19 protein-coding genes are annotated in these 23628 nt (G+C 66.8%); 9 read left to right on the top strand and 10 right to left on the bottom strand.

The window, feature by feature from the left end; all coding sequences use genetic code 11:
• Positions 1-61 precede the first annotated feature (61 nt).
• The 4 genes from FR943_RS14265 to FR943_RS26770 all read left to right on the top strand — a co-directional run bounded on the left by FR943_RS14265 (position 62) and on the right by FR943_RS26770 (position 6960).
• Positions 62-472, top strand: coding sequence for a nitroreductase family deazaflavin-dependent oxidoreductase (locus FR943_RS14265; RefSeq protein ID WP_217158292.1), 411 nt, complete (start codon positions 62-64; stop codon positions 470-472).
• A gap of 21 nt (positions 473-493) precedes the next feature.
• A complete protein-coding gene (gene rhtB / locus FR943_RS14260) occupies positions 494-1129 on the top strand; it encodes a homoserine/homoserine lactone efflux protein (protein ID WP_217158100.1) in 636 nt (211 codons plus the stop codon).
• Positions 1130-1717: 588 nt separating this feature from the next.
• Entirely contained in the window at positions 1718-5200 is a 3483-nt protein-coding gene (locus tag FR943_RS14255) for a serine/threonine-protein kinase (RefSeq protein WP_217158099.1), read from the top strand.
• Between the two features lie 83 nt (positions 5201-5283).
• Complete coding sequence (locus FR943_RS26770) at positions 5284-6960, top strand: S1 RNA-binding domain-containing protein (protein WP_217158097.1); 1677 nt, start codon at positions 5284-5286, stop codon at positions 6958-6960.
• 293 nt (positions 6961-7253) lie between these two features.
• Here the strand turns inward: FR943_RS26770 and nadC are convergent, their stop codons facing one another.
• Genes nadC through nadA form a run of 3 tightly spaced genes read right to left on the bottom strand, consistent with a single transcriptional unit; the run spans position 7254 to position 10800 of the window.
• Entirely contained in the window at positions 7254-8111 is an 858-nt protein-coding gene (nadC, locus tag FR943_RS14245; protein WP_217158095.1) for a carboxylating nicotinate-nucleotide diphosphorylase, read from the bottom strand.
• Positions 8111-9712 (bottom strand): L-aspartate oxidase, encoded by a 1602-nt coding sequence (locus tag FR943_RS14240; protein ID WP_217158093.1) that lies wholly within the window; start codon positions 9710-9712, stop codon positions 8111-8113. Before FR943_RS14240 ends, nadC begins: the two co-directional genes overlap by 1 nt.
• Positions 9709-10800 carry a quinolinate synthase NadA gene (nadA, locus tag FR943_RS14235; RefSeq protein ID WP_246584986.1) on the bottom strand — a complete coding sequence of 364 codons (1092 nt, stop codon included), beginning with the start codon at positions 10798-10800 and terminating at the stop codon, positions 9709-9711. Before nadA ends, FR943_RS14240 begins: the two co-directional genes overlap by 4 nt.
• A gap of 25 nt (positions 10801-10825) precedes the next feature.
• On the opposite strand from nadA, the gene FR943_RS14230 reads away from it, so the two are divergent.
• Together FR943_RS14230 and FR943_RS14225 are read left to right on the top strand one after the other, a co-directional pair.
• Positions 10826-11491: an NUDIX hydrolase gene (locus FR943_RS14230; protein WP_308170557.1), complete on the top strand. Its 666-nt coding sequence runs from the start codon at positions 10826-10828 to the stop codon at positions 11489-11491.
• Between the two features lie 43 nt (positions 11492-11534).
• Complete coding sequence (locus tag FR943_RS14225; protein WP_217158087.1) at positions 11535-12866, top strand: lipase family protein; 1332 nt, start codon at positions 11535-11537, stop codon at positions 12864-12866.
• On the opposite strand, the gene FR943_RS14220 is transcribed toward FR943_RS14225, so the two are convergent.
• From FR943_RS14220 to bioB, 3 genes are read right to left on the bottom strand one after another with little or no spacing between them, the layout of a single operon-like run.
• Positions 12817-13482, bottom strand: coding sequence for a DUF2567 domain-containing protein (locus FR943_RS14220; protein WP_217158085.1), 666 nt, complete (start codon positions 13480-13482; stop codon positions 12817-12819). The two genes, FR943_RS14225 and FR943_RS14220, sit on opposite strands and share 50 nt — an antisense overlap.
• A complete protein-coding gene (gene bsaP, locus FR943_RS14215) occupies positions 13479-13724 on the bottom strand; it encodes a biotin synthase auxiliary protein BsaP (RefSeq protein ID WP_217158083.1) in 246 nt (81 codons plus the stop codon). The genes FR943_RS14220 and bsaP overlap by 4 nt, the downstream gene beginning before the upstream one ends.
• Positions 13725-13748: 24 nt before the next feature.
• On the bottom strand, positions 13749-14756 hold the full coding sequence (bioB, locus tag FR943_RS14210) for a biotin synthase BioB (protein WP_076195473.1): 1008 nt from the start codon (positions 14754-14756) through the stop codon (positions 13749-13751).
• Positions 14757-14851: 95 nt separating this feature from the next.
• On the opposite strand from bioB, the gene FR943_RS14205 reads away from it, so the two are divergent.
• Positions 14852-15469 (top strand): TetR/AcrR family transcriptional regulator, encoded by a 618-nt coding sequence (locus FR943_RS14205; RefSeq protein WP_217158081.1) that lies wholly within the window; start codon positions 14852-14854, stop codon positions 15467-15469.
• Between the two features lie 12 nt (positions 15470-15481).
• On the opposite strand, the gene FR943_RS14200 is transcribed toward FR943_RS14205, so the two are convergent.
• The 4 genes from FR943_RS14200 to FR943_RS14185 form a co-directional block, all read right to left on the bottom strand.
• Positions 15482-15991, bottom strand: a complete 510-nt coding sequence (locus tag FR943_RS14200; RefSeq protein WP_217158079.1) for a 2'-5' RNA ligase family protein — start codon at positions 15989-15991, stop codon at positions 15482-15484.
• The gene (bioD, locus tag FR943_RS14195; RefSeq protein ID WP_217158077.1) at positions 15991-16668 is read right to left on the bottom strand and encodes a dethiobiotin synthase; all 678 of its coding nucleotides are present in this window, start codon (positions 16666-16668) and stop codon (positions 15991-15993) included. Before bioD ends, FR943_RS14200 begins: the two co-directional genes overlap by 1 nt.
• Positions 16665-17813, bottom strand: coding sequence for an 8-amino-7-oxononanoate synthase (locus FR943_RS14190; protein WP_217158075.1), 1149 nt, complete (start codon positions 17811-17813; stop codon positions 16665-16667). The genes bioD and FR943_RS14190 overlap by 4 nt, the downstream gene beginning before the upstream one ends.
• Positions 17814-17892: 79 nt before the next feature.
• Entirely contained in the window at positions 17893-19200 is a 1308-nt protein-coding gene (locus FR943_RS14185; protein ID WP_217158073.1) for an adenosylmethionine--8-amino-7-oxononanoate transaminase, read from the bottom strand.
• 91 nt (positions 19201-19291) lie between these two features.
• On the opposite strand from FR943_RS14185, the gene sucT reads away from it, so the two are divergent.
• Positions 19292-21454 carry an acetyltransferase SucT gene (sucT, locus tag FR943_RS14180; protein ID WP_217158072.1) on the top strand — a complete coding sequence of 721 codons (2163 nt, stop codon included), beginning with the start codon at positions 19292-19294 and terminating at the stop codon, positions 21452-21454.
• Positions 21455-21458: 4 nt separating this feature from the next.
• Complete coding sequence (glgX, locus tag FR943_RS14175; RefSeq protein WP_217158070.1) at positions 21459-23627, top strand: glycogen debranching protein GlgX; 2169 nt, start codon at positions 21459-21461, stop codon at positions 23625-23627.
• The last annotated feature ends 1 nt before the right edge of the window (position 23628 follow it).

Here is a 23628-nt window from a genome sequence, read left to right as displayed (position 1 = left end):
GCCGCGCCCGCATGGCGCCGCCCGTCGTAGGGTGGTCACATCCCGGCGATCGGAGTCCGACATTTCCGCGAAAGATCACCCGAACCACGCTCCCGGCGTGCCCATGCTGGTGCCGCCATGGTTGGAACGTCTGCAGATCAAGTTGATGAACCCGCTGGTCAAGCCGCTGTCCAAGCGCCTGCCCGGCTTCACCGTGATCAAGCATCGGGGCCGTACCTCGGGCACGCCGTACGAGACGATCGTCACCAGCTACCGCAAGGGCAATGTGTTCGCGGTGACTCTCCTGCACGGCAAGACCAACTGGGTGAAGAACGTCCTCGCGGCGGGAGGAGCCGACGTGCACCTGTTCCGCGATGACATCAAGATCACCAACCCGCGCGTCCTGCCGGCGGGCACCGACGATCCGACCCTCCCCCGGATTCCCCGGAATGCGGCCCGCCGGATGGGTGTGTTCGTCGCCGATATCGTGTGACACGATCACCAGACTGCACATATGACCTGGCAGATCTGGCTCGCGTTTCTCGGCGCGTCGATCATCATCAGTCTGTCTCCCGGAGCCGGGGCGATCCAATCGATGGCGACCGGCCTGACCCATGGCGTGCGCCGCGGTTCATGGAGCGTGCTCGGACTGCAGCTCGGGCTGCTTGCGCAGCTGGTGTTGGTGGCCGTCGGTCTGGGAGCCGTGGTCGCGAAGTCGATGCTGGCCTTCCACATCGTCAAGTGGATCGGCGTGGCATATCTGATCTGGCTGGCGATCCAGCAATGGCGTAGCGCCTCGCAGGATCTACGCGACCGGATGGGCGGTACGGGCGAGCGGGGCCGGCTGGCCCTGGTGATGCGCGGATTCCTGGTCAACACGACCAACCCGAAGGGCTTGGTGTTCCTGGTCGCAGTGCTGCCGCAGTTCGTGGTGCCGACGGCGCCGTTGCTGCCGCAATACCTGGCGATCGGCGCGACGATGGTCGCCGTCGACGTGGTCGTGATGAGTCTCTACACCGGGCTGGCGGCCCGCCTGCTCACCTGGTTGCGGACGCCGCGTCAGCAGACCGTGCTCGGCCGGGTGTTCTCCGGGCTGTTCGCCACCGCCGCGGTGGTGCTCTCGCTGGTCCGCCGCGGCGCTACCGCCTAGCAACCCGGTCAAACGTCCGGGGCTCTATCTCTCCACGGCGTAGGAGCAATAAATAAACGCCACAACCTAGCCTTGTATGCGACGGGTGTCTTTGGCATCGAGGGAATTGCACCCGAACTCGGCGAGGACAAGGCCATGATGATGGCTCAGCCTGGGCCCGAGTTAAAGCTGCATAAATCCCACGCTCATCGAATCGGTGCACGTCAAATCCGCGAGCAGCGAGCACCCGAATGAAGTGCTCATTCCGTTGTCGTCAGGCTTCGAGCTACAACCGCCGGAACCACCCAACGCGTGGTTCGGCTCCCGCGCGTCGGATTGTTCTGGTGTGAGCCTTGATGCGATACCAGGCCTGAGGAGGTATGTAGAGACCGTCGCTACTCGCTTTTCGGAGCTTCAGATTCCCGCTCCGCCCTCCCACTTTGAACAAGTCTGATCGGTCCGCCACTCATGCCATCTGACTACCTCTTCGACCAGCCTGCCGGCAACGCGCTGCTGGGCATTTCGGCGTCACGACATCGCGAACCGTCAAGACGGACGGGTCTGCGACAGGTGAGCTCAGTGCCTCGGAATACCCGAGCGTGTCCTCGGATGAAGCTTGCTGGCAGTGTCCCTACCGGCACGTATGCTCTGTTGCGAATTTCTCCAACGAAGGGGGCGGCTGTGGTGCGTGTTGTCGCGGATCGGTACGCCGAGATCGCCAACACCCGGCGGGTCGGCGGACAAGGCGAGGTTTTTCAGGTCGCCGACCTGCACGGCGGTCCGCATATCGCGCTCAAGGCCTTGCCCTACGGGACCGGCGACGTGTACCGGCTCTACTTTGAACGCGAAACCGCTGCGCTGCACAAGCTCAGCCATCCCAACATTGCCTCCCTATCCGACTGCGGCGTTGATGAGAAACTCGGGGTGTATTACCTGACGCTGCCGTGGATTCCGCAGACCCTCAACGACTGGCATGCCCGCCACACCGCCGAGGCGCCCGGCTGGGACGATGTGGCCGACATGATTGCGCTGCCACTGGCTTCCGCGCTGGCACATGCACATTCGCTGTCGGTGCTGCACCGCGACATCCGGCCATCGAACGTGCTGTGGACCAGCGACGACAAGCCGCTGCTGGCCGACTTCGCACTCAGCAAGATCAAGTCGCGGGTGGCCGCCACCGGGGATGCCACCGTGCTCGGCGGGGCCACCGTGCCGTGGGCACCGCCCGATAACGCCTCACGGGGCTCCACCCGCTTCGATGTGTACGGGCTGGCCGCCACGGTGCTGCAATGCGTCACCACCCAGCGGCTGCGGGACTACCCCGATATCGCCCGCGCCCTGGGCGCTGCGGATGTTCCCAAGGACGTGAAGGAACTGCTTGAGCGGGCACTGCACCCGGAGGCACGCGAACGGCCCGCCGATGGGCAAGTGTTTCACCTCGAACTGCAAGCAATTCAAGATAAGCGGAAACAAAAGTGGCACACCAGGTATGAACTTTCTTTCGAGCTGACAGCGGATGCCCAGGCGGCGCTGCAAGGCGCGGGCGGCGGGCTGTCAGCGGAGAAGGTGCTGGCGCAACGGTTGGGGCCGGTCACTCATGTGTTGCCGCGCCTGGAAACCCTGGCCGATGGGCGCGTCGTTCTGAGCACCGAGAGGTTCCGGCTCGTCGGCGACCAGGTGCAGCTGATGATGAAGTTCGTCACCGACGCCAAACTGCTATGCGTGCGTGCCGAGGTGATGGACTTCGAGGACCTTGATCGTTGGCGCAGCGACAAGAACGCGGTGCCTCTGGATCGGCAGGACTTCAGCTGGAGTGTGGCGCCGGCGACCAATCCGCAGCGTGCGGCGCTCGCCGCGCATGCGCTCAACACTCTCATCAAGAAGGCGGTGCAGGACGCCGAGGACCGCACCAGCGAGTGGTTCAAACAGACCCGTATCCGCGACTGGTCGATCCTCATCGACGCCAAAGAGCAGCTCGAAGAGCGGCTGGAAGGATCGATCGCCTTTAGCCGGATATCAAGTACCGGCACGGAATTCACGCTGCGTGCGACCAGCACCATCCCCGATGGTGTTCTCGACCAGGAACGCCTCGTGCGGCCGACGGGCGCAGCCGACGTCAAGGGCGTCAACAAGAATCGCAAGCCGATCCTGGTCACCATCGTCGACGTCAACGATAAGGACTTGACGGTGCGCACGACCGCCGGCGTCGACTTGCCGGCCACCGGAGTGCTGGTGGTTGATCGCAGCGCATCACGGGTGGTGTTGCGCCGCCAGAAGGAGGCACTCGCCGACCTTCGTGAAGGCAGCGCCGCGCGCCCACAGCTGCGCGAACTTGTGCTGGAGCCGGCACTGGCCCTGCCCCCGGTGCCCGTGGCATTTGAACCGGTCACGCCAGATCTGGACCACGACAAGCAGATTGCGGTATCCAACGCCCTCGGCGCTGGTGATGTTTTCCTGGTGGAAGGGCCGCCCGGGACCGGCAAGACGTCATTCATCTGCGAGCTGATCAACCAGTATCTGCGGGCCCGCCCCCACGACAAGGTGCTGCTGGTCAGTCAAATGCATGTCGCGATCGACAACGCTGTGACGCGCCTGCACGATTCGGGTGTGCAGTCGGTGGTCCGGTTGTCGAGCCGAGAAGACCGTGTCGACCCCGACGCCGCACACCTACTGCTGACCAACAAACTCAACGACTGGGTGACAGCGATCGGGGCGCGGGCCCGCGACGGGATGACCACCTTGGCCGGCCGGCGGGGTGTGCCCGCCGCGCGGCTGCGGCTGGCGTTGAACGCAGAGGAAGCATTGGCGTGTATGCGCCGAAAAGCCGTTTGCACCCAGAACGTTGAGGACAGCGCGGCAGATCAGGATGGTGACGAGGACGATCTGTCGGTCGAGCATGCCGGGCTGGTCGCCGACTACGAGCTGGCCGCCCAGCAAGCTGATGTGGTGCTGGCCACCGTGTCTGCAGGTGCGGTCGAACTTGGAATCGAGCTGCCCGCGACGCCTGACGAAACCCGGCTCACCACGCTCGTCACTGATTTGCTCAGTTCCAGCACCGACCCTGCGCTCCGGGAATTGATTTCCGCGCAAGGCGATTGGCTGGGCAGCCTCCGAAGTCCCGCCGCCGCCGAGCCGATCTTCTTGCCCACCCAATCGGTGGTCGCGGGAACGTGCCTGGGATTCTTATCAAACCCGCACATTCAGGACATGCAGTTCGACCTGTGCATCGTCGACGAGGCCTCGCGGGCAACCGCCCCTGAACTGTTGGTGCCCATGACCCGCGCTAAACGGTGGGTGCTGGTCGGCGATCCCAAACAGCTTCCCCCCATGCGCGAGGATGTACTCAAACACCCGGATCTGGTCGAAACGTTCGATCTGGACAAGAAATTCGTGTCGATGTCACTGTTCGATGTGCTGTTGGCCGAAACCCCGGAGCCATGCTGCACCCGACTGGTCACCCAGCACCGCATGGCCACACCGATCGGGGATCTGATCTCGCACTGCTTCTACGACGGGGAGCTGGTCAGCGAACCGTTCGCGTCGCTGGAGCCAGCCACCGTGCCCGAAGACGACCGGCTGGTCTGGTACAGCACCAGCGGCCACGAAGACCGCAACGAAGAGGCCCAGCGCGGCAGAAAACGTTCAGTGTCAAACAAATTCGAAGCAGAACACATCGCCAAACTGGTCGGACGGCTCAACACCGATGTCGCGGCCGGCCGCTACCGGCGCCGCAAGGGCGGCCCGCTTGAAGTGCTGATCCTGAGCGGATACACCAATCAGTGCAGCGAAATTGAACGCGCACTTCGACCCCTGACCTTGGCCGATATCGACGTGCAGGTCAAGACGATCGACGCCGTGCAGGGCCGCGAAGCCGACGTGGTGATCTTCTCGGTCACTCGATCCAACCTGCATGGCGACCTGGGATTCCTCGACCATCGGGTCGAGGGACGCACCAACGTCGCGCTCTCCCGTGCCCGCGAAATATTGTGGATCGTCGGCGACAGCGACTTCGCGGCAAGCCTGGACGGGCCGCTGAAGAAAGTCGTGCACCACATCACCTCTCGTGACGCCGGAAGGATCGAACAGCTGTGAGCTCCGATGTCCTGGCCGACGCCGCCCGCAAGTACGCCCACATGCTGCCCGGGCACATGCTGTTGGCTGCCGAGCCCGCCGCAGTGCCCGCCTCGCTGCTCACCGTCGCTGTGCTCGTCGAGGCCGTCGAAGACCTACCGGCAACCCACAAATATGCGCTGACCGCGATCCTCAACGGCATCACCACGATGGAGGACTTGACCCTGTTCCTCGGGCTCGACACAGGCGACATCGGCCGAACGATCGCCGAACTGCAATCCGCCGAATACGTCGACTACCAAGCCATCGCCGGCGGCGGGCGCCGACTGGAGCTGCTACCAGCGGGACTGGACGCTGCCCGCGATGCACAGCTGCGCCGGCCCAGGCAAGAGACAATCACGGTGCCCTATGACCGGCTCACCGGTCAGGCCACGAACTGGCCGAACCGGTCCCTACGCCGCGCCTCAGCGGCACGCAAAGACCCCAGACTGATTCTGCTGCCACCCGCCCATACCTTGCCGGTGCAACGCGCCGACATCACCGCCGCGCACCTGACAGAGGCACTCCAGGGGCGCCGCCGCGCCGAGTACCGCATCCTGGGCGTCAGCGCAGTCACCGAACGCCCAAACTTCTACTACGACGCGATCGTCCTCATATATAAGGACATTGACTCCGACACCGTGCGCATCGGTGTCGAAGTCGACGGTCAATGGAGCGCCCCGCACCTGACCGTTCTCGACGACATAGATGCAGTGGGACGCCTCGGCATCACCTCAGAACCTGCCGGATCAGTGCCCGAAGTCATCGCCGACCCCACCATCGGCCGGCTCGGCAGAGACGAAGTGATCGCCCTACAAACCGCCCTCGACGGCGACGGAAACACCAGCAACGCTGACGTTCTCGACCGCGCCGCGATCCGCTGGCTGCCCGTGCACGAGCACCCCAAATGGCTGCTCGACGCGATCACCAACTCCAAAAAACGCCTCATGATCATCAGCCCATGGATCAACCGTTGGATCGTCGACCACACCTTCATCAAACGGATCGAACAACTCGCCCGCACCACCGACGTCACCATCTTCTGGGGGTACGGCGACAACTCAAAATCCCACAAAGACGCGTTGAACTCGCTACATCAAGCCGCCAACCGGTCACAGCGCCTGGCCATCGTCCGGCTCGACGACACACACGCCAAAGTCATCATCAGCGACAGCTACTACATCAAGACCAGCTTCAACTGGCTATCGTTCGCGGGCAGCCGCGACCGGGAATACCGGCAGGAGGAAGGCACCCTCGTACGCGACCAGGTACTCGCCGACGACGAATACGACCGGCTGATGACCGACTGCTGCGGGCACGCCCTCGACGTCATCGGGACACTCCCACACAAGTACCGGCACCTGGTCGCCGACACCGCCCTCGCCACCACATCGCCGAGCACCGGCACCGGCAAGAAGACCCCCAACAAAAAGACAGGGCCGGCGCCAGCAGGCAAAAGCCGCAACCGCCGACCCCGCAACTCCACGCCCCGCGGGGAAAAGGTCGCGGAATACACTGTCGGACAAACACTGACTGGAACCGTGAAAAGGCTCGAAGAATATGGCGCATTCGTCGCCCTGGGCAACGCCGACGGTCTGATCCACAAAAGCCGACTGGCCAAACGCAAAGTCGGCCATCCCTCCGAGATCGTGAAAGTAGGCCAATCGGTCAACGTGATCGTCGTCAGCGTCGACGCCGACAAGGGGCAGATCTCGCTGGCATTGAACCCGCTGGCACGGTGACTCGCCGCGGATGGCATGGCGGGCCACTTGCGAGCCACGTAGTCCGGTAACGAGATCAGTAGGCCTAGTTGGAAGAAGCTGGACGCCGTGCTGAGCACCGCGTGGTGCTTGTTCTCGGGCGCTTCGCGGGCATGTAAACCTCGATGACATCCGCGCCATCGTTAACGTCGACCGCGACGAATCTGTTCTACCAACCTTCTTTGATGCACCAAACAACATCGAATCCGCCGTCGAATCCAGCCAGATTAATGGCGACGATGACTCAGTCCACGCGAATTACGCGGCGCGACTGCCTAAGTGTCCAGGCCGATGTCGAGCACCCGCACCGAATGGGTGAGTGCCCCGATCGCGAGGTAGTCCACCCCGGTGCCGGCGTATTCGGCGGCGCTGTCCAGCGACAGGCCCCCCGAGGATTCCAGCAGGGTCTTGGGTGAGCGGGCGTCCCGGCGCTGAACCGCGATCTGGGTCTGCCAGACCGGGAAATTGTCGAGCAGCACCAGTTCCACATCAGCCGAAAGCACTTCGTCGAGCTGCTCGAGAGAATCCACCTCGACCTCGCACGGCAAGTCCGGCGCCTCGGCCCGCACCGCCTTGAGCGCCGCCAGCACCGAACCGGCCGCAGCCACGTGGTTGTCCTTGATCAGCGCCGCATCGCCCAGTCCCATCCGGTGGTTGACGCCGCCGCCGACGCGCACCGCGTACTTCTGCAGGGCGCGTAATCCGGGCAGGGTCTTGCGGGTGTCGCGGATCTTGGCATGGGTGCCCGCCACCGCGTCGACCCAGGCGGCGGTTGCCGTGGCGATCCCCGACAGGTGACACATCAGGTTCAGCATGGTGCGCTCGGCGGTGAGCAGACCCCGGGTCGGTGCCTCGACAGTCAGGATCGTCGACCTGGCGTCAAGCCGGGAGCCGTCCTCGACCCGATCGATCACCCGGTAACCGTCGGCGCCGAGGACCTCATCGAGAACCAGCAGCGCGACATCCACGCCCGCGACCACACCTGGTTCGCGGTTCACCACCGCTGCCGTGGTCATCGCATCGGCGCCGACGGTGGCGATGGTCGTCACGTCCGGGCCGTAGCGCAGGTCCTCTTCAAGTCCACGGGCGATCGTGGCCCGGGCCTCGGCCAGCTCGGTATCCGAAAGTGCCATCAGCACACCGCCGTTGCGGTGTCGAGGGCGGGACGGCCGGCTACGGCGCGAATCGTCACGGAAAACTCCTGGGCGGGATCGGTTTCGGGATGGTCGCCACGATGGTGACAGCCACGGCTTTCGGTGCGGGCCAGGGCGGCGACGGCGATCGCACGGGCCGTCGCGGTGAGAGCGGCGTCTTCGAACCGGCGGCGGCTGGTCGGCTCGATCGCGGAAGCGTCGGCCAGGACGTCGTCGAGCCGGCGCAGACCGTCGGCGTCGCGGACCACCGAGGCGTGTTCGGACATGGCTCGCTGCAAGGTGTCTCGATCAAGGGAGTCGTGCCGACGATCGGCCGACGCGTGCGCCCGCACCGAACCCGCCGCGCTCGCGTGCTCGGCCGCGGCCCGGCCGGCCCGGCCACCGACCACCAGTCCCTCCAGCAGGCTGTTGGACGCCAACCGATTGGCGCCGTGCATCCCGGTGCGGGCCACCTCGCCCGCGGCGAAGAGGCCCGACAGCTCCGTACGACCATGCACATCGGTGGCCACACCGCCGCAGCTGTAGTGCGCTCCCGGAACCACCGGGATGGGCTGACGAGTCGGGTCCACACCGGCCTCGGCGCAGGCGGCCGCCACCGTGGGAAACCGGGTGCTGAATTGAGCGATGCCACGGGCGTCGAGATAGACGCACGGGTCACCGGTTGCACTCAACCGGGCATCGATGGCTGCGGCCACCACATCGCGTGGGGCCAGGTCACCCATCGGATGGACTCCGTCGGTGACCGGATCACCGTGTGCATCAACAAGAACGGCGCCTTCACCGCGGAGCGCCTCGGTGATCAGCGGGCGACGCCCACCGCTGCCCGCGGCATACAGCATCGTGGGATGGAACTGGACGAACTCGATGTCGCGAACCGGCACACCCGCCCACAGCGCCAGCGCGATGCCGTCGCCGGTCGAGCCACCAGGGTTGGTGGTGGCCGCGTAGACGTGGCCGAGACCGCCGGTGGCCAGGATCACCGACGGCGCATGCACGATGCCGGCCCCGTCCTCGTTGAGGACGAGGACGCCGGTGACCGCGGTGTCGTCGCGCAGGATCTCCAACGCCACGTGGTTGCGCCGGATGTCCAGGCCGGCGGCCGCACCATCGAGGGCACGCTGAACCTCGGCACCGGTGGCATCGCCCCCGGCGTGAATGATGCGGCGCCGGGTGTGACCGCCCTCGCGGGTCAGCGCCCAACGGCCGGGGGTGGCCTCGTCGAACTGGGCGCCGTCGGCCACCAGATCGGCCACCGCATCGTAGCCGTCGGCCACGATCGAGCGGACCACCGCCGGATCGCACAACCCACCGCCGGCGGCGATCGTGTCGGCGACGTGCGCCTCGACGGAATCCTCGGAATCCGGCAGCACCACGGCAATTCCGCCCTGGGCGTGGAACGTCGCCGTCTCGCGCGCCTTGCTCAGCACCACCACCCGAAGGCCACGACGATGCGCGGCCAGCGCCGCGACCAGCCCGGCCACCCCGGTGCCGACCACGACGACGTCAGCGCGCTGTTGCCACAGCGTCGAACCGCCGCAGGCGAAGCGACCTGACTCCCGGGCGCTGCCCGTCGGGGTCATTCGCCGCCGCCGGGCTGACCAATCGCAATCATCCGCTGCACGCTGGCACGGCCCAACCGGGCGGTTTCGGGATCGACGTGCACCTCGTCGGCGCCCTCGATCAGGCAGCGCAGCAGCGCGGCCGGGGTGATCATCTTCATGAAGGTGCACGAGGCCCGGTCGTTGACGGCCAGGAAGTCGACTTCGGGTGCGGCCCTGCGCAGCTGGTGCAGCATGCCGACCTCGGTGGCGACCAGCACCTGCCGCGCCTGCGTCTCGCGGGCGGCGTCGAGCATGCCGCCGGTGGACAGGATCTTCACCCGCTCCTCGGGCACCGCACCCTCACCGGCCAGGTACAACGCCGAGGTGGCACAACCACATTCGGGGTGCACGAACAGTTCGGCGTCGGGGTGCGACCGGGCCTGGTCGGCCAACTCGTCGCCGTTGATGCCGGCGTGCACGTGGCATTCCCCGGCCCAGACGTGCAGGTTCTTGCGCCCGGTGACGCGGCGCACGTGGGCCCCCAGGAACTGGTCCGGGCAGAACAGCACCTCACGGTCGGCGGGGATGGAGGCCACCACCTCGACGGCGTTCGACGAGGTGCAGCAGATGTCGGTCAGTGCCTTCACCGCTGCGGTGGTGTTGACGTAGGAGACGACGACTGCGCCGGGGTGCTCGTCTTTCCAGGCCTGCAGCTCGTCGGCGGTGATCGAGTCGGCCAGTGAGCAGCCCGCGCGCTGATCCGGGATCAGCACCGTCTTGTCCGGGCTGAGAATCTTGGCCGTCTCGGCCATGAAGTGCACACCGCCGAACACGATGGTGTCCTCGGGGACCTCGGCGGCGATACGGGACAGCGCCAGGGAGTCGCCCACGTGGTCGGCGATGTCCTGGATGGCCGGCAGCTGGTAGTTGTGCGCCAGCAGCGTCGCACCGCGCAGATCGAGCAGACGGCGGATCTCGGCCGCCCACTTCGCGTCACCGTCCACGCCGGAGTAACCGCCGGGGCCATCGACGATCTGATCTGCCAAGCCCCCCGCGAGGGTGTCATCGAGAGCGGTCACGCCGACCTCCTCCACTAGGTCAGGTTTTCGACTTATAATCGAAAACATGCCACATGGTAACACCGCGCACGAAGTGCTCGCCGCCGTGTTCCAGGTTCGCGGTCTCGACACCCGGGAACCCACCCTCAACGTGCTGTTATGGCAACGCGCCCTGGATCCCGAACAGGGCAAATGGTCGCTGCCGGGCGGCCAGTTGGAGGACGACGAGGATCTGACGAGTTCGGTGCGACGCCAGCTCGCCGACAAGGTCGACCTGCGTGAGCTTGCCCACCTCGAACAGCTCGCCGTGTTCTCCGACCCGCGACGGGTCCCGGGCGTGCGCACCATCGCATCGACCTTCCTCGGCTTGGTGCCCTCCCCCGCCACACCCGCCCTACCGCCGGACACCCGCTGGCATCCGGTCAACGACCTGCCCGCGATGGCCTTCGACCACGCCCCCATGGTCGAACACGCCCGCAACCGGCTGGTGGCCAAGATGTCCTACACCAACATTGGGTTCGCTTTGGCGCCAAAGGAATTCGCCATCTCAACCCTGCGCGACATCTACAGCGCGGCGTTGGGCCACCAAGTCGACGCCACCAACCTGCAGCGGGTACTGGAACGGCGCAAGGTGATCACCCGCACCGGCACCACCGCCCGATCCGGGCGCAGCGGCGGGCGTCCCGCCGCACTGTTCGGCTTCACCGAGTCCCGGTACCGCGTCACCGATGAATTCGCCGCATTGCGCCCGCCCGGGTGAGTCGAACTGGATTCTTAGAGCCTCCTTAAGTAAGAATGCCCGGATGGACTTGGGCAGTGCGGCCACCGCCACCAGAGCCGAATGGATCGGTCGAACACCTCACGAGGAGCTCGACCGTACGGCCCGTCCCGAACTCCCCCGCGACGACGCGTTCTACGTCCCACCTGCGGGTTTCCAGCACGCCGAGCCCGGCACCGTGCTGCGCAGCCGCGACGTCGAACTGGCGTTTCTGGGGTTGATCCCGCAGCGGCTGCAGGCCACCCAACTGCTGTTCCGCTCCACCGACCGCAACGGCATCCCCGAAGCCGCCGTCACCACGGTGATCGTGCCGCCCGACGCCGCGGCGGACTGTCCGGTGGTCTCCTACCAGTGCGCCATCGACGCCATCTCCGGTCGCTGCTTCCCCTCCTACGCGCTGCGTCACCACGCGAAAGCCACCGGGTCCCTGGCCCAGCTCGAACTTCTGCTGATCTCGGCCGCCCTGGCCGAGGGCTGGGCGGTGTCGGTCCCCGACCACGAAGGCACCAACGGCATGTGGGGCGCGCCGTACGAACCCGGCTACCGGGTGCTCGACGGCCTGCGGGCCGCGCTGTCCACCGATCGACTGTCGTTGTCCACCTCCACCCGCATCGGGCTGTGGGGATACTCCGGTGGTGGTCTGGCCAGCGCCTGGGCCGCCGAGATGGCCAACAGCTACGCGCCCGAACTCAACATCGTCGGCGCGGTCCTGGGTTCACCCGTCGGCGACCTCGGAAACACCTTCCGCCGGCTCAACGGCACCGTCTTCTCGGGGCTGCCCGCACTCGTGGTGGCCGCCCTGGCCGACATCTACCCCAACCTCAACCGGGTCATCGCCGAGCACGCCACCGTCGAGGGACGCAAACTCCTGGACCGGCTGCACCGGATGACGACGGTGGAAGCGATCGTGCGGATGTTCCGCACCGACATGGGCGACCTCGTCGACATGCCCCTGGACCAGATCCTCGACGGCCCCGAGGTCAGCGAAGTGTTCCACGACACCAAACTCGGTGTCGCCGCACCGGTTCCGCCAGTACTCATCGTGCAGGCCGTGCACGACGAGATCATCTCGGTGGACGACATCGACGCCCTCGCCGACACCTACCTGGCCGGCGGAGCCGACGTGACCTATCACCGCGACCTGTTCAGCGAGCACCTGCTGCTGCACCCGTTCTCGGCGCCGATGGCGCTGCGCTGGCTGACCGACCGCTTCGCCGATCGCCCGCTGACCGCCAACCTCGTGCGGTCCAAATGGCCGGCGCTGCTCAACCCCATCACCTACATGGGCATGGCGCGACTGGCCGGAATTACTGCGAAAGTCGCTCTGGGCCGGACGGTCCGGCGACGTCCGCTCTGAGCGGCGGCGTCGGCAACCACGTCTCCTGAGGCGGCCAGCCACCCAGATCGTCACGAACCGTCGAGACCGCGATCAAGGCATAAACCATCGCCGCCATCGCCGCCGGGAACAACAGCGTCCCCGCGATCTGCAGCGACGAGTGACCGAAGAACACCGACGCGGCCTCCACCACGTAATACACCCGATGCTCAGGGGTGACCGGGGCGCCCGCGATGTCCAACGAGCCGAACCGCCAGTGCGCCAGAACCGCACCGACACCCGCTGCCGCCGCTGTGGCCAGCGCGCAACCCGCTGTCAGAGCCGCGGCCAGCACCGGGCCGCGATGCGCCGACCACTGCCACACCGCCACCGCGGCCACGACCGCCAGCACGACGAGCAGGCCCACGAGCATGAACGCCGAGGTGAAGAAATGGTCGGCCTCACCGCCGAGATAGGCGTGCACCCGATCACCACTGCGGGTCAACGCCACCACGCCGTGCACCGGCGGCGCCAGCCACGCCCACAACACCCCGAGCAGAGCGCCGGCCACGGTCAGCCCGGCAACGACGATGAATGCCGCGCGGCCGCGGGAAATACGCGGTGCACCAACGTCATTTGTGGATGCCGAGGAGCTCATCGCCGCACATCCAGGTCGATCGAATCCACCTGACCATGCCGCGAACACTTGGCCCACCACCCGGTGGGCCGCACCTGAACGATCATCCGACGACCGCACTCGGCGCAGAACCGGGGCGGCTCCAGACCGAGCTGAGCCGCCGTGGGAACGACGCCGCCGTCCGCGGCGTCAGCCTGGACCCCGGTGTAGACGTTGTACCGGCCGGCGCCGACAGGCGCGGGCAGCGCCGGCGTTTCTGCCATCTCGGAGATCACCACACCCCAGTTCTACAGGCTGGCGTTCAGCGCCTTGATCGGCATCTGCAGATCGTCGAGCAATTCCAGGTCCGACTCGGCCGGCCGGCCCAGCGTGGTCAGGTAGTTGCCGACGATGACGGCGTTGATGCCGCCGAGGATGCCCTGCTTGGCGCCGAGGTCACCCAGGGTGATCTCGCGACCACCGGCGAACCGCAGCATGGTGCGCGGCAGGGCCAGGCGGAACGCGGCCACCGCCTTGAGCGCCTCAGCGGCCGGCAGCACCTCGAGATCGCCGAACGGTGTACCCGGGCGCGGGTTGAGGAAGTTCAGCGGCACCTCGTGCGGGTTCAGCTCGGCCAGGTTGGCGGCGAACTCCGCACGCTGCTCCAACGTCTCGCCCATGCCCAGGATGCCGCCGCAGCAGACCTCCATGCCGGCCTCGCGCACCATCTCCAGCGTGCCCCAGCGTTCTTCCCACGAGTGGGTGGTGACGACGTTGGGGAAGAACGACTGCGCGGTTTCCAGGTTGTGGTTGTAGCGGTGCACACCCATGTCCTTGAGGCGGTCCACCTGCTCCTGGGTCAACATGCCCAGCGAACACGCGATCTGGATGTCGACCTCGTTGCGGATCGCCTCGATACCGGCGGCCACCTGGGCCAACAGCCGCTCGTCGGGGCCACGCACCGCGGCCACGATGCAGAACTCGGTAGCACCGGTCTTGGCGGTCTGCTTGGCGGCCTCGACCAGGCTCGGGACATCGAGCCACGCACTGCGCACCGGCGAGGCGAACAGACCCGACTGCGAGCAGAAGTGGCAGTCCTCCGGGCAGCCGCCGGTCTTGAGGCTGATGATGCCCTCGACCTCGACCTCGGGACCACACCACTTCATCCGGACCTCGTGGGCCAGCGCCAGCAGTTCCTCGAGCTTGTCGTCAGGCAGCTGCAGCACCTGAAGCGTCTGGTCCTGGTCGAGGCCGACGCCACGCTCCAGAACCTGCTCGCGAGCTACGCCCAGTACGTCTACGGCTGCCTGCGTCACGAAATGTCCTCCTGTGGATCATATGGCCGGTCGGGCCGACAATTGAACACGTCGGCGAGCCGACAATTGAACACCGTTCAGGCTAGGGTAACGGTATGCAACTCCACAAACCCGACGTGGTGGATGCGGCGACCGCCATCCTCGACAACTACGGCATCGCGGACCTGACGATGCGGCGCCTGGCCCGCGAGCTCAACGTCAGCCCGGGCGCGTTGTACTGGCACTTCGCCAACAAGCAGGAACTGCTCGGCGCCGTCGCCGACCGCATCCTGCAACCCGTGCGCACCGAGCCCACCGCGCCGGCCTGGCCAGGGCAGATCCACCAGATCTGCGTGGCGCTGCGTGACGCGCTGCTGTCACACACCGATGGCGCCGAACTGGTCTCGTCCAGCTTCGCGGCCGGCCAGTCCGAGCTCGCCACCGAGATCGTCGCGCAGCTCGCCGGGGCCGCCCAGCGCGCCGGCGTGATCCCGCCGGACGACGAGTTGGCCGCCCGCACCGTGCTGTACTACGTGCTCGGTTTCACCGCCGACGAGCAGTCGCGACTGCAGTGGGACGCCGCCGGCGCGCTGACCGACGATCAGTCGGTGCTGAACCGGGACACGTCACGTCAGTTCGCCTTCGGCCTGCAGCTGCTGGTCGACGGGTTGGCCGTGCGTGGCGCCAGCACCCTCGGCGCGGCCCGCGACATGCCGCAGCGCAGCCGGGATTGATCCCGCTTCGCGTCAGCCGATCAGGTGCTCGACGCGTTTGTCACCGTCCCAATGACGCAGTCCGACGGCGTGTCCGGCTATCTCGGCCGGCCGGCCGGCGATCCGTACCGCGGTGGTCAGTCTGGCGGGGGCGATCCGTCGGGCCAGCGTCACGTGCGGGGTCCACTGGCCGGGTTCGGCGTGTGGCATCGGCGCCGGAACGAGGAACGGCAGGCACCGGCGGTAGGCCTCGGCCTGCAGGTCGAGGAGTTCGCCGGTCGGCACCAGCAGCCGCGCCAACACTCCGGCCGAACGGCCGAAGATCAGCGTCGCCCCCAGGCGGCACTCAATAGGGAACCGGTCTGTGAGCTCCCGTAGCGCAGCGTCGGCGTCCGCGTCGATGCGCTGGGCGACGGTCAGCGTGGCATGTGGCCGGCTGGCCGGCGCCTGGCTGGGAATGTCCTTGTCACGCAGTGCATCCCAGATCCCACGGACCACCGTTTCGGTTTCCGGGTCGAAGATGAGCTCGACGGAGTGCACCATCAGCTCAGGTTAGTCAGCCAATCCTGGTCGAAGGCGTCGGTACACAGCTCCTCGAACCGCGCGGCGCTCGTCGCGCCGATCCCGGCGGGCAGCACGGCACGTACCGGTGCCAGCCTGGCCAGGGCGTCGCGGTTACCCGCCGCGGCGACGTCGGGATTCTGCGGCCAGGCCCCGATCACCAGCCCGGCGCAGGAAATTCCCTGCCCGGCAAGCGATTCCAAGGTCAGCGCGGTGTGGTTGAGGGTTCCGAGCCCGGCCGACACCACCACCAGGACGGCGGCACCCAGATCGGCGGCGAGATCACGCAGGGTGGCACCGTCGGCCCCGAGCTCGACAAGCAGGCCACCGGCGCCCTCGACGAGGGTCAGCCCGTCGGCAACCTCGGCGTCGCGCACCGCGGCCACCAGCTCGGCGCGGGTCGGCAACGGCAGTCCGGCCCGATCGGCAGCGGCGACCGGGGCCAGCGGCTCCGGGTAACGCCATCCACCGTGCAGGTTGTTCACCCCGGACAGCCGGCTCACCTCGGCGAGGTCGTTGTCGCCGTCGACGGTTCCGGTCTGCACCGGCTTGCACACCGCCACCGCCAGGCCGGCCAGCCGGGCCGCGCACGCCAGCGCCGCGGTCGTCACCGTCTTGCCGACACCGGTGTCGGTACCGGTGACGACCAGGATGCTCACGACCGGGCCTTGGACAGCACCTCGGTCAGCACCTGGCGGGCCAGGTCCATCTCGTCGCCGGTCAGTGAGGCTCGCGCGGTCAACCGCAGTCGCGACGTGCCGGCGGGCACCGTCGGCGGCCGGAAGCAGCCCACCCGTACACCGTGGTCCAGGCAGGCCGCGGCAGCTGCCACCGCAACCTCGGGCTCGCCCAGGATCACCGAGACCACCGCGGAGTCCGGCGTCGCGGTCTCCCCCGAGATCCGGGCCAACTCGGCGGCGTGACCCAAGACCGCCTGCGCGCGTTGCGGTTCGGCGATCAGCACCCGCAGCGCGGCCCACGCCGCGCCGACCGCCGCCGGCGCCAGTCCGGTGTCGAAGATGAACGGCCGGGCCGCGTCGATCAGATGGGCACGCACCGCCGCCGGGCCGAGCACCACGCCACCCTGGCTGCCCAGCGCCTTCGACAGCGTCGTCGTCATCACGACGTCCGGCGCGCCGGCCAGCCCGGCCTCGTACAGCAGGCCCTGACCGCCCACGCCCCGCACCCCGAGGCCGTGCGCCTCGTCGACGAGCAACAGCGCACCGTGCCGACGGCACACGGTGTGCAGCTCACGCAGCGGCGCGAGCACCCCGTCGGCGCTGAACACCGACTCGGTGAGCACCACTGCCCGCTGTTCGGTGCGCGCCGACAGCGCGGCCTCCACCGCGGCCACGTCACGATGCGGCGTGACGGCCACCCGGGCCCGCGACAGCCGGCAGGCGTCGACCAGCGAGGCATGGGTCAGGGCATCGGAGACCAGCAGCGAACCGGGCCCGGAAAGGGCGACCACGGCGCCGAGGTTGGCGGTGTAACCCGAGGAGAAGACCAGCGCCGACTCGGCGCCGACGAACGCCGCCAGCGCCTGTTCGAACCCTTCGTGCAGTTCGGTGTTTCCGGTCACCAGGCGAGAACCGCCCGCGCCGGCGCCCCAGGTGCGCAACGCCTCGATACCGCCGTCGAGCACCTCGGGGTGCTGTGACAGCCCCAGGTAGTCGTTGGAGGCCAGGTCCAACTCGGTGGCCACCGCGGGGCGGGTGCGCAGCTCACGACGCAGCCCGGCGTTCCGGCGCTGCTGCTCGACGTCGGCGAGCCAGGCCAGCGGGGATAGATCCGTGCGCGTCACGTGGTGCTCCTCTGTGCCTTGAACACGTCGGCGGTGCCGACCGTTGAACACGTCGGCGGTGCCGATCATTAAACACCGTTCAGGTTAGTGCACGGGCCACGCCGACCATCCCGGCGGTGATCTGATCCACCTCGGCCGGGGTGCAGATGAAGGGCGGCATGGCGTAGATCAGCTTCCCGAACGGCCGCAGCCAGACCCCGTGCCGCAACGCCGCCGCCGTCGCCACCTTCATGTCGACCGGCTCGCGCATCTCGATCACGCCGATCGCACCGAGTACCCGGACGTCGGCGACGCCGGGCAGTGTGCGCGCCGGCTCCAGGCCACGGCGCAGGCCTGCCTCGATCTCGGCCACCCGGGCCCGCCAGTCGGAGCCGACCAGGAGTTCCACCGCGGCGACCCCGACCGCGCAAGCCAGCGCATTGGCCATGAACGTCGGCCCGTGCATCAGGGCCCCCGGCTCCCCCGCGCTGATCGTCCGGGCGATCGCGCGGGTACACAGCGTGGCGGCCAGGGTGATGTAGCCGCCCGTCAACGCCTTGCCCACGCACATGATGTCCGGACTGACACCGGCCTGCTCGGCGGCGAACAACGTGCCGGTGCGGCCGAACCCGGTGGCGATCTCGTCGAAGATCAGCAACACCTCGTGCCGATCGCAGATCGCGCGCAGATCCGACAGATAGCGCGGGTCGTGGAAACGCATGCCGCCGGCGCCCTGCACCACGGGTTCGACGATCACCGCGGCGAGCTCGTCGGCGTGCTCGGCCAGCTGCTGCTCGAAGGCCTCGCTGTAGGCCGGTCGATAGTCGGCAGGCACCGGCGGTGCGAAAATTTGGGGCACCAAGACCGAGTTTTCTCCAGACCACAGCTCATGCATGCCACCGTCGGGATCGCACACGCTCATCGGCGTGAACGTGTCGCCGTGATAGCCGCCCCGCCAAGTCATCAGGCGATGTTTCGACCCACGGCCCACGCTGCGCCAATACTGCAGCGCCATCTTCACCGCCACCTCCACCGACACCGACCCGGAATCGCTGAAGAACACGGTTTCCAGGCCCGCGGGTGTGAGATCCACCAGCAGCTGCGCCAGCCGTGCGGCCGGTTCGTGGGTGAGACCGCCGAACATGACGTGGTTCATGGTGGCGAGTTGGTCGTTGATCGTCCGGTCGAGCACCGGATGTCCGTGGCCGTGCACGGCCGTCCACCACGACGCCATCGCGTCGAGAACCTCGATCTCGGCCCCGTCGGACGGGTCGATCACAGTCAGCCATGCGCCCTTGGCCCCGACCGCCACCACCGGCGCAAGCGCGTCGGCGCCCATGGCGCTGTACGGATGCCAGATGTGGGCCGCGTCGATGGCACTGATCTGCGCCGGTGTCAGCTCAGCCACAGTCGGGCAGCCTAGCCGTTTGCTCACCGGCGGCGACGCACGCATCCGAAATGTGAGTGGCACGGCGATGTTAGGTAAATTGGCCTCGACCATGAATACCCTTGACGCACCCCGGACGGAGCCCGGCACCGAATCCGGTTCCGTTTCACCTGCCGTCATGGGGTCCCGGGCCTCCGGTTTCTACCGGCACGATCTCGACGGGTTGCGCGGCATCGCGATCGCACTCGTGGCAATATTCCACGTCTGGTTCGGCCGGGTTTCCGGTGGTGTCGACGTTTTCCTGGCGCTGTCCGGCTTCTTCTTCGGTGGCAAGATGCTGCGTCTCGCGCTCAACCCCGACGCACCGCTGCACCCGATTCCCGAGGTGGTCCGACTGTTGCGGCGGTTGTTGCCCGCCCTGGTCGTCGTGCTTGCCGGAGCTGCGGTGCTGACCATCCTGGTGCAGCCCGAGACACGCTGGGAAGCGTTTGCTGATCAAAGCCTCGCCAGCCTGGGGTACTACCAGAACTGGGAATTGGCCAATACCGCGGCGGACTACCTTCGCGCCGGTGAGGCCGTCAGCCCGCTGCAGCACATCTGGTCGATGTCGGTCCAAGGCCAGTTCTATGTGGCCTTCTTGGCGCTGGTGTTCGGGTTCGCCTTGCTGGGCCGCCGGATGTTCGGCCGGCACCTGCGGGCCGCGTTCATCACGTTACTCAGCCTCCTGACGATCGCGTCGTTCGTGTACGCGATCATCGCGCACAACGTCGACCAGGCCACCGCGTACTACAACAGCTTCGCCCGGGGATGGGAACTGTTGGTCGGCGCGTTGGCCGGCGCGCTGGTGCCCGTGGTGCGCTGGCCGATGTGGCTGCGCACCATCCTGGCCACCGTGTCGCTGGCCGCGATCCTGTCCTGCGGCTGGCTGCTCGACGGTGTCAAAGAATTCCCCGGGCCCTGGACCCTGGTTCCGGTCGGCGCCACCATCATCTTCATCCTGACCGCCGCCAACCGCGACCCCGACACCGAGCGGCTACCCGCCCCCAACCGGATGCTGGCCACCAAACCATTTGTGTCGCTGGGCTCGATGGCCTACTCGCTGTACCTGTGGCACTGGCCACTGCTGATCTTCTGGCTGTCCTACTCCGGCCACGCCCAGGTGAACTTCCTCGAGGGCGCGACCGTGCTCTTGATCTCGGGCGTGCTGGCCTGGTTCACCACGCGCTACATCGAGGACCCGCTGCGCCAGCAGAAGATCAAGCCCGCCAGTGTCACCGCACCGCAGGCTCCGCTGCGCGAGCGGCTGCGCCGCCCCACCATCGTGCTGGGCTCGATCGTCGGCCTGCTCGGCGTCGCACTGACCGCCACGTCGTTCACCTGGCGTGAGCACGTCACCGTGCAGCGAGCCAACGGCAAAGAGCTCTCCGGATTGTCGGCCCGCGATTACCCGGGGGCGCGCGCCCTGATCAACCACGCCCGGGTGCCCAAGCTGCCGATGCGTCCCACCGTGCTCGAGGCCAAAGACGATCTGCCGGCCTCCACCACCGACGGCTGCATCAGCGACTTCGGCAATCTCGACGTGATCAACTGCACCTACGGCGACAAGACTGCGGCACGCACCATCGCGGTGGCCGGCGGGTCACACGCCGAGCACTGGATCACCGCCCTGGACCTGCTCGGCCGGCTGCACAACTTCAAAGTGGTCACCTACCTCAAGATGGGTTGCCCGCTGACCACCGAAGAAGTGCCGCGGGTGATGGGCGACAACCGGCCGTATCCGAAGTGCCATGAGTGGAACGAAAAGGTGATGACCCACCTCATCGCCGATCGCCCCGATTTCGTGTTCACCACGTCGACCCGCCCGTGGAACATCAAACCCGGCGATGTGATGCCGGGGACCTACATCGGTATCTGGGAAGCATTCTCCAAGGCCAACATTCCGGTGCTGGCCATGCGCGACACACCATGGCTCACCCGCAACGGCAAGCCGTACTTCCCGTACGACTGCCTGGCCAACGGCGGCGATGCCATCTCCTGCGGCATCGAGCGGTCCAAGGTACTGTCCGACCACAATCCCACGCTCGATTTCATCGGAAGGTTCCCACTGCTCAAGCCACTCGACATGAGCGATGCGGTGTGCCGCAAGGACTATTGCCGCGTGGTGGAAGGAAATGTGTTGCTGTATCACGATTCCCACCACCTTTCGACCACCTACATGCGCACGATGACGGCTGAGTTGGGCCGTCAAATGGCGGCGGCCACCGGTTGGTGGTGAGGCGATGCCGCCGTCGTCGCCCCTGCCGTCATCCTCGGGTCCGATCCCGATGTCGACGGTGTGGCCCGGTGAGGCCTACCCGCTCGGCGCCACGTATGACGGTGCGGGCACCAACTTCTCGTTGTTCTCCGAGGTCGCCGAACGCGTCGAATTGTGTCTGATCGGCAAGGACGGCACCGAACACCGGATCAACCTCGAGGAGGTCGACGGTTACGTCTGGCACGCCTATCTGCCGACCGTGACGCCCGGGCAGCGCTACGGCTACCGGGTACACGGACCCTGGGATCCCGGGGCCGGCCACCGGTGCGATCCCAGCAAGCTACTGCTCGATCCCTACGGCAAGTCCTTCCACGGTGATTTCGATTTCGGCCAGGCCCTGTTCTCCTACGACTTGACGGCCGATCCACCAGGTTCCGGCACCCCACCCCACATCGATTCGCTCGGCCACACCATGACCAGCGTGGTGATCAACCCGTTCTTCCAGTGGGGCTCGGACCGCTCCCCCAAAACCCCCTACCACGACACCGTGATCTACGAGGCGCACGTCAAGGGCATGACCCAGACACACCCGGGGATCCCCGACGAGCTCCGCGGCACCTACGCCGGGCTGAGCCACCCGGTGATCATCGAGTATCTGCAGTCGTTGAACGTCACCGCCATCGAGCTGATGCCGGTACACCAGTTCATGCACGACCACCGGCTGCTGGACCTGGGACTGCGCAACTACTGGGGTTACAACACCGTCGGCTTCTTCGCCCCGCACTTCCAGTACGCGGCCACCCGGCATGCCGGCGGCGCGGTGGCGGAATTCAAGACCATGGTGAAGGCCTTCCACGATGCGGGGATCGAAGTGATCCTCGACGTGGTCTACAACCACACCGCCGAAGGCAACCACCTGGGTCCGACCATCAATTTCCGCGGCATCGACAACGCCGCCTACTACCGGCTGGTCGACGGCGAGCCCGAGTACTACAAGGACTTCACCGGTACCGGCAACAGCCTCAACGCCCGGCACCCGCACACCCTGCAGCTCATCATGGACTCGCTGCGCTACTGGGTGCTGGACATGCACGTCGACGGCTTCCGGTTCGACCTGGCCTCCACCCTGGCCCGCGAGTTCTACGACGTGGACCGACTTTCGGCATTCTTCGATCTGGTGCAGCAGGACCCGGTGATCAGCCAGGTGAAACTGATCGCCGAACCGTGGGATGTCGGCGAGGGCGGCTACCAGGTGGGCAACTTCCCGGGTTTGTGGACCGAGTGGAACGGGAAGTATCGCGACACGGTGCGTGACTACTGGCGCGGCGAACCCGCCACCCTCGGTGAATTCGCGTCCCGGCTGACCGGGTCGTCAGACCTCTACGAGGCCACCGGCCGTCGCCCCAGCGCCAGCATCAACTTCGTCACTTGTCACGACGGCTTCACCCTCAATGACCTGGTGTCCTACAACGAGAAGCACAACCAGGCCAACGGCGAGGACAACCGCGACGGCGAGAGTCACAACCGGTCGTGGAATTGCGGTGTGGAAGGACCGACCGACGATCCGGACATCCTGGCCCTGCGCGCCAAGCAGATGCGCAACATCATGGGCACACTGATGTTGTCCCAGGGCACCCCGATGATCGCGCACGGCGACGAGTTCGGGCGTAGCCAACTGGGCAACAACAACGTGTACTGCCAAGACTCCGAATTGTCCTGGATGGACTGGTCGCTGGCGGACACCAACGCCGAGCACCTGGAATTCACCCGCAGGGTGGTGGCATTCCGCCAGCGCCACCCGGCTTTCCGTCGTCGCCGGTTCTTCGAGGGCAAGCCGATTCGCAGCGGCGATCAGGTCCGCGACATCGCCTGGCTCACCCCGGCCGGCACCGAGATGACCCCGGAGGACTGGGGCACGGGGCTGGGCACGTGCGTGGCGGTTTTCCTCAACGGTGACGCCATCCCGGAGCCCAACGCCCGCGGTGAGCGCGTCGTCGACGACACCTTCCTGTTGTGCTTCAACGCCAACGACCATGAACAGGATTTCGTCACCCCCAACGGCGATTACGCGACCGAATGGACCGGAGACCTCGACACCGCCTGTCCGACCGGTGATTCCGATCTCATCGTGTTCGCCGGCGAGAAGATCTCCTTACCGGCCCGCTCACTGCTCGTCCTGCGCAAGACGGCCTGAC

This window comes from [Mycobacterium] fortunisiensis, from assembly GCF_019050325.1.
Lineage (GTDB): Bacteria > Actinomycetota > Actinomycetes > Mycobacteriales > Mycobacteriaceae > Mycobacterium > Mycobacterium fortunisiensis.
Note: the sequence above shows the minus strand (reverse complement) of the source record. Positions and strands in the feature narration are given on the sequence as shown.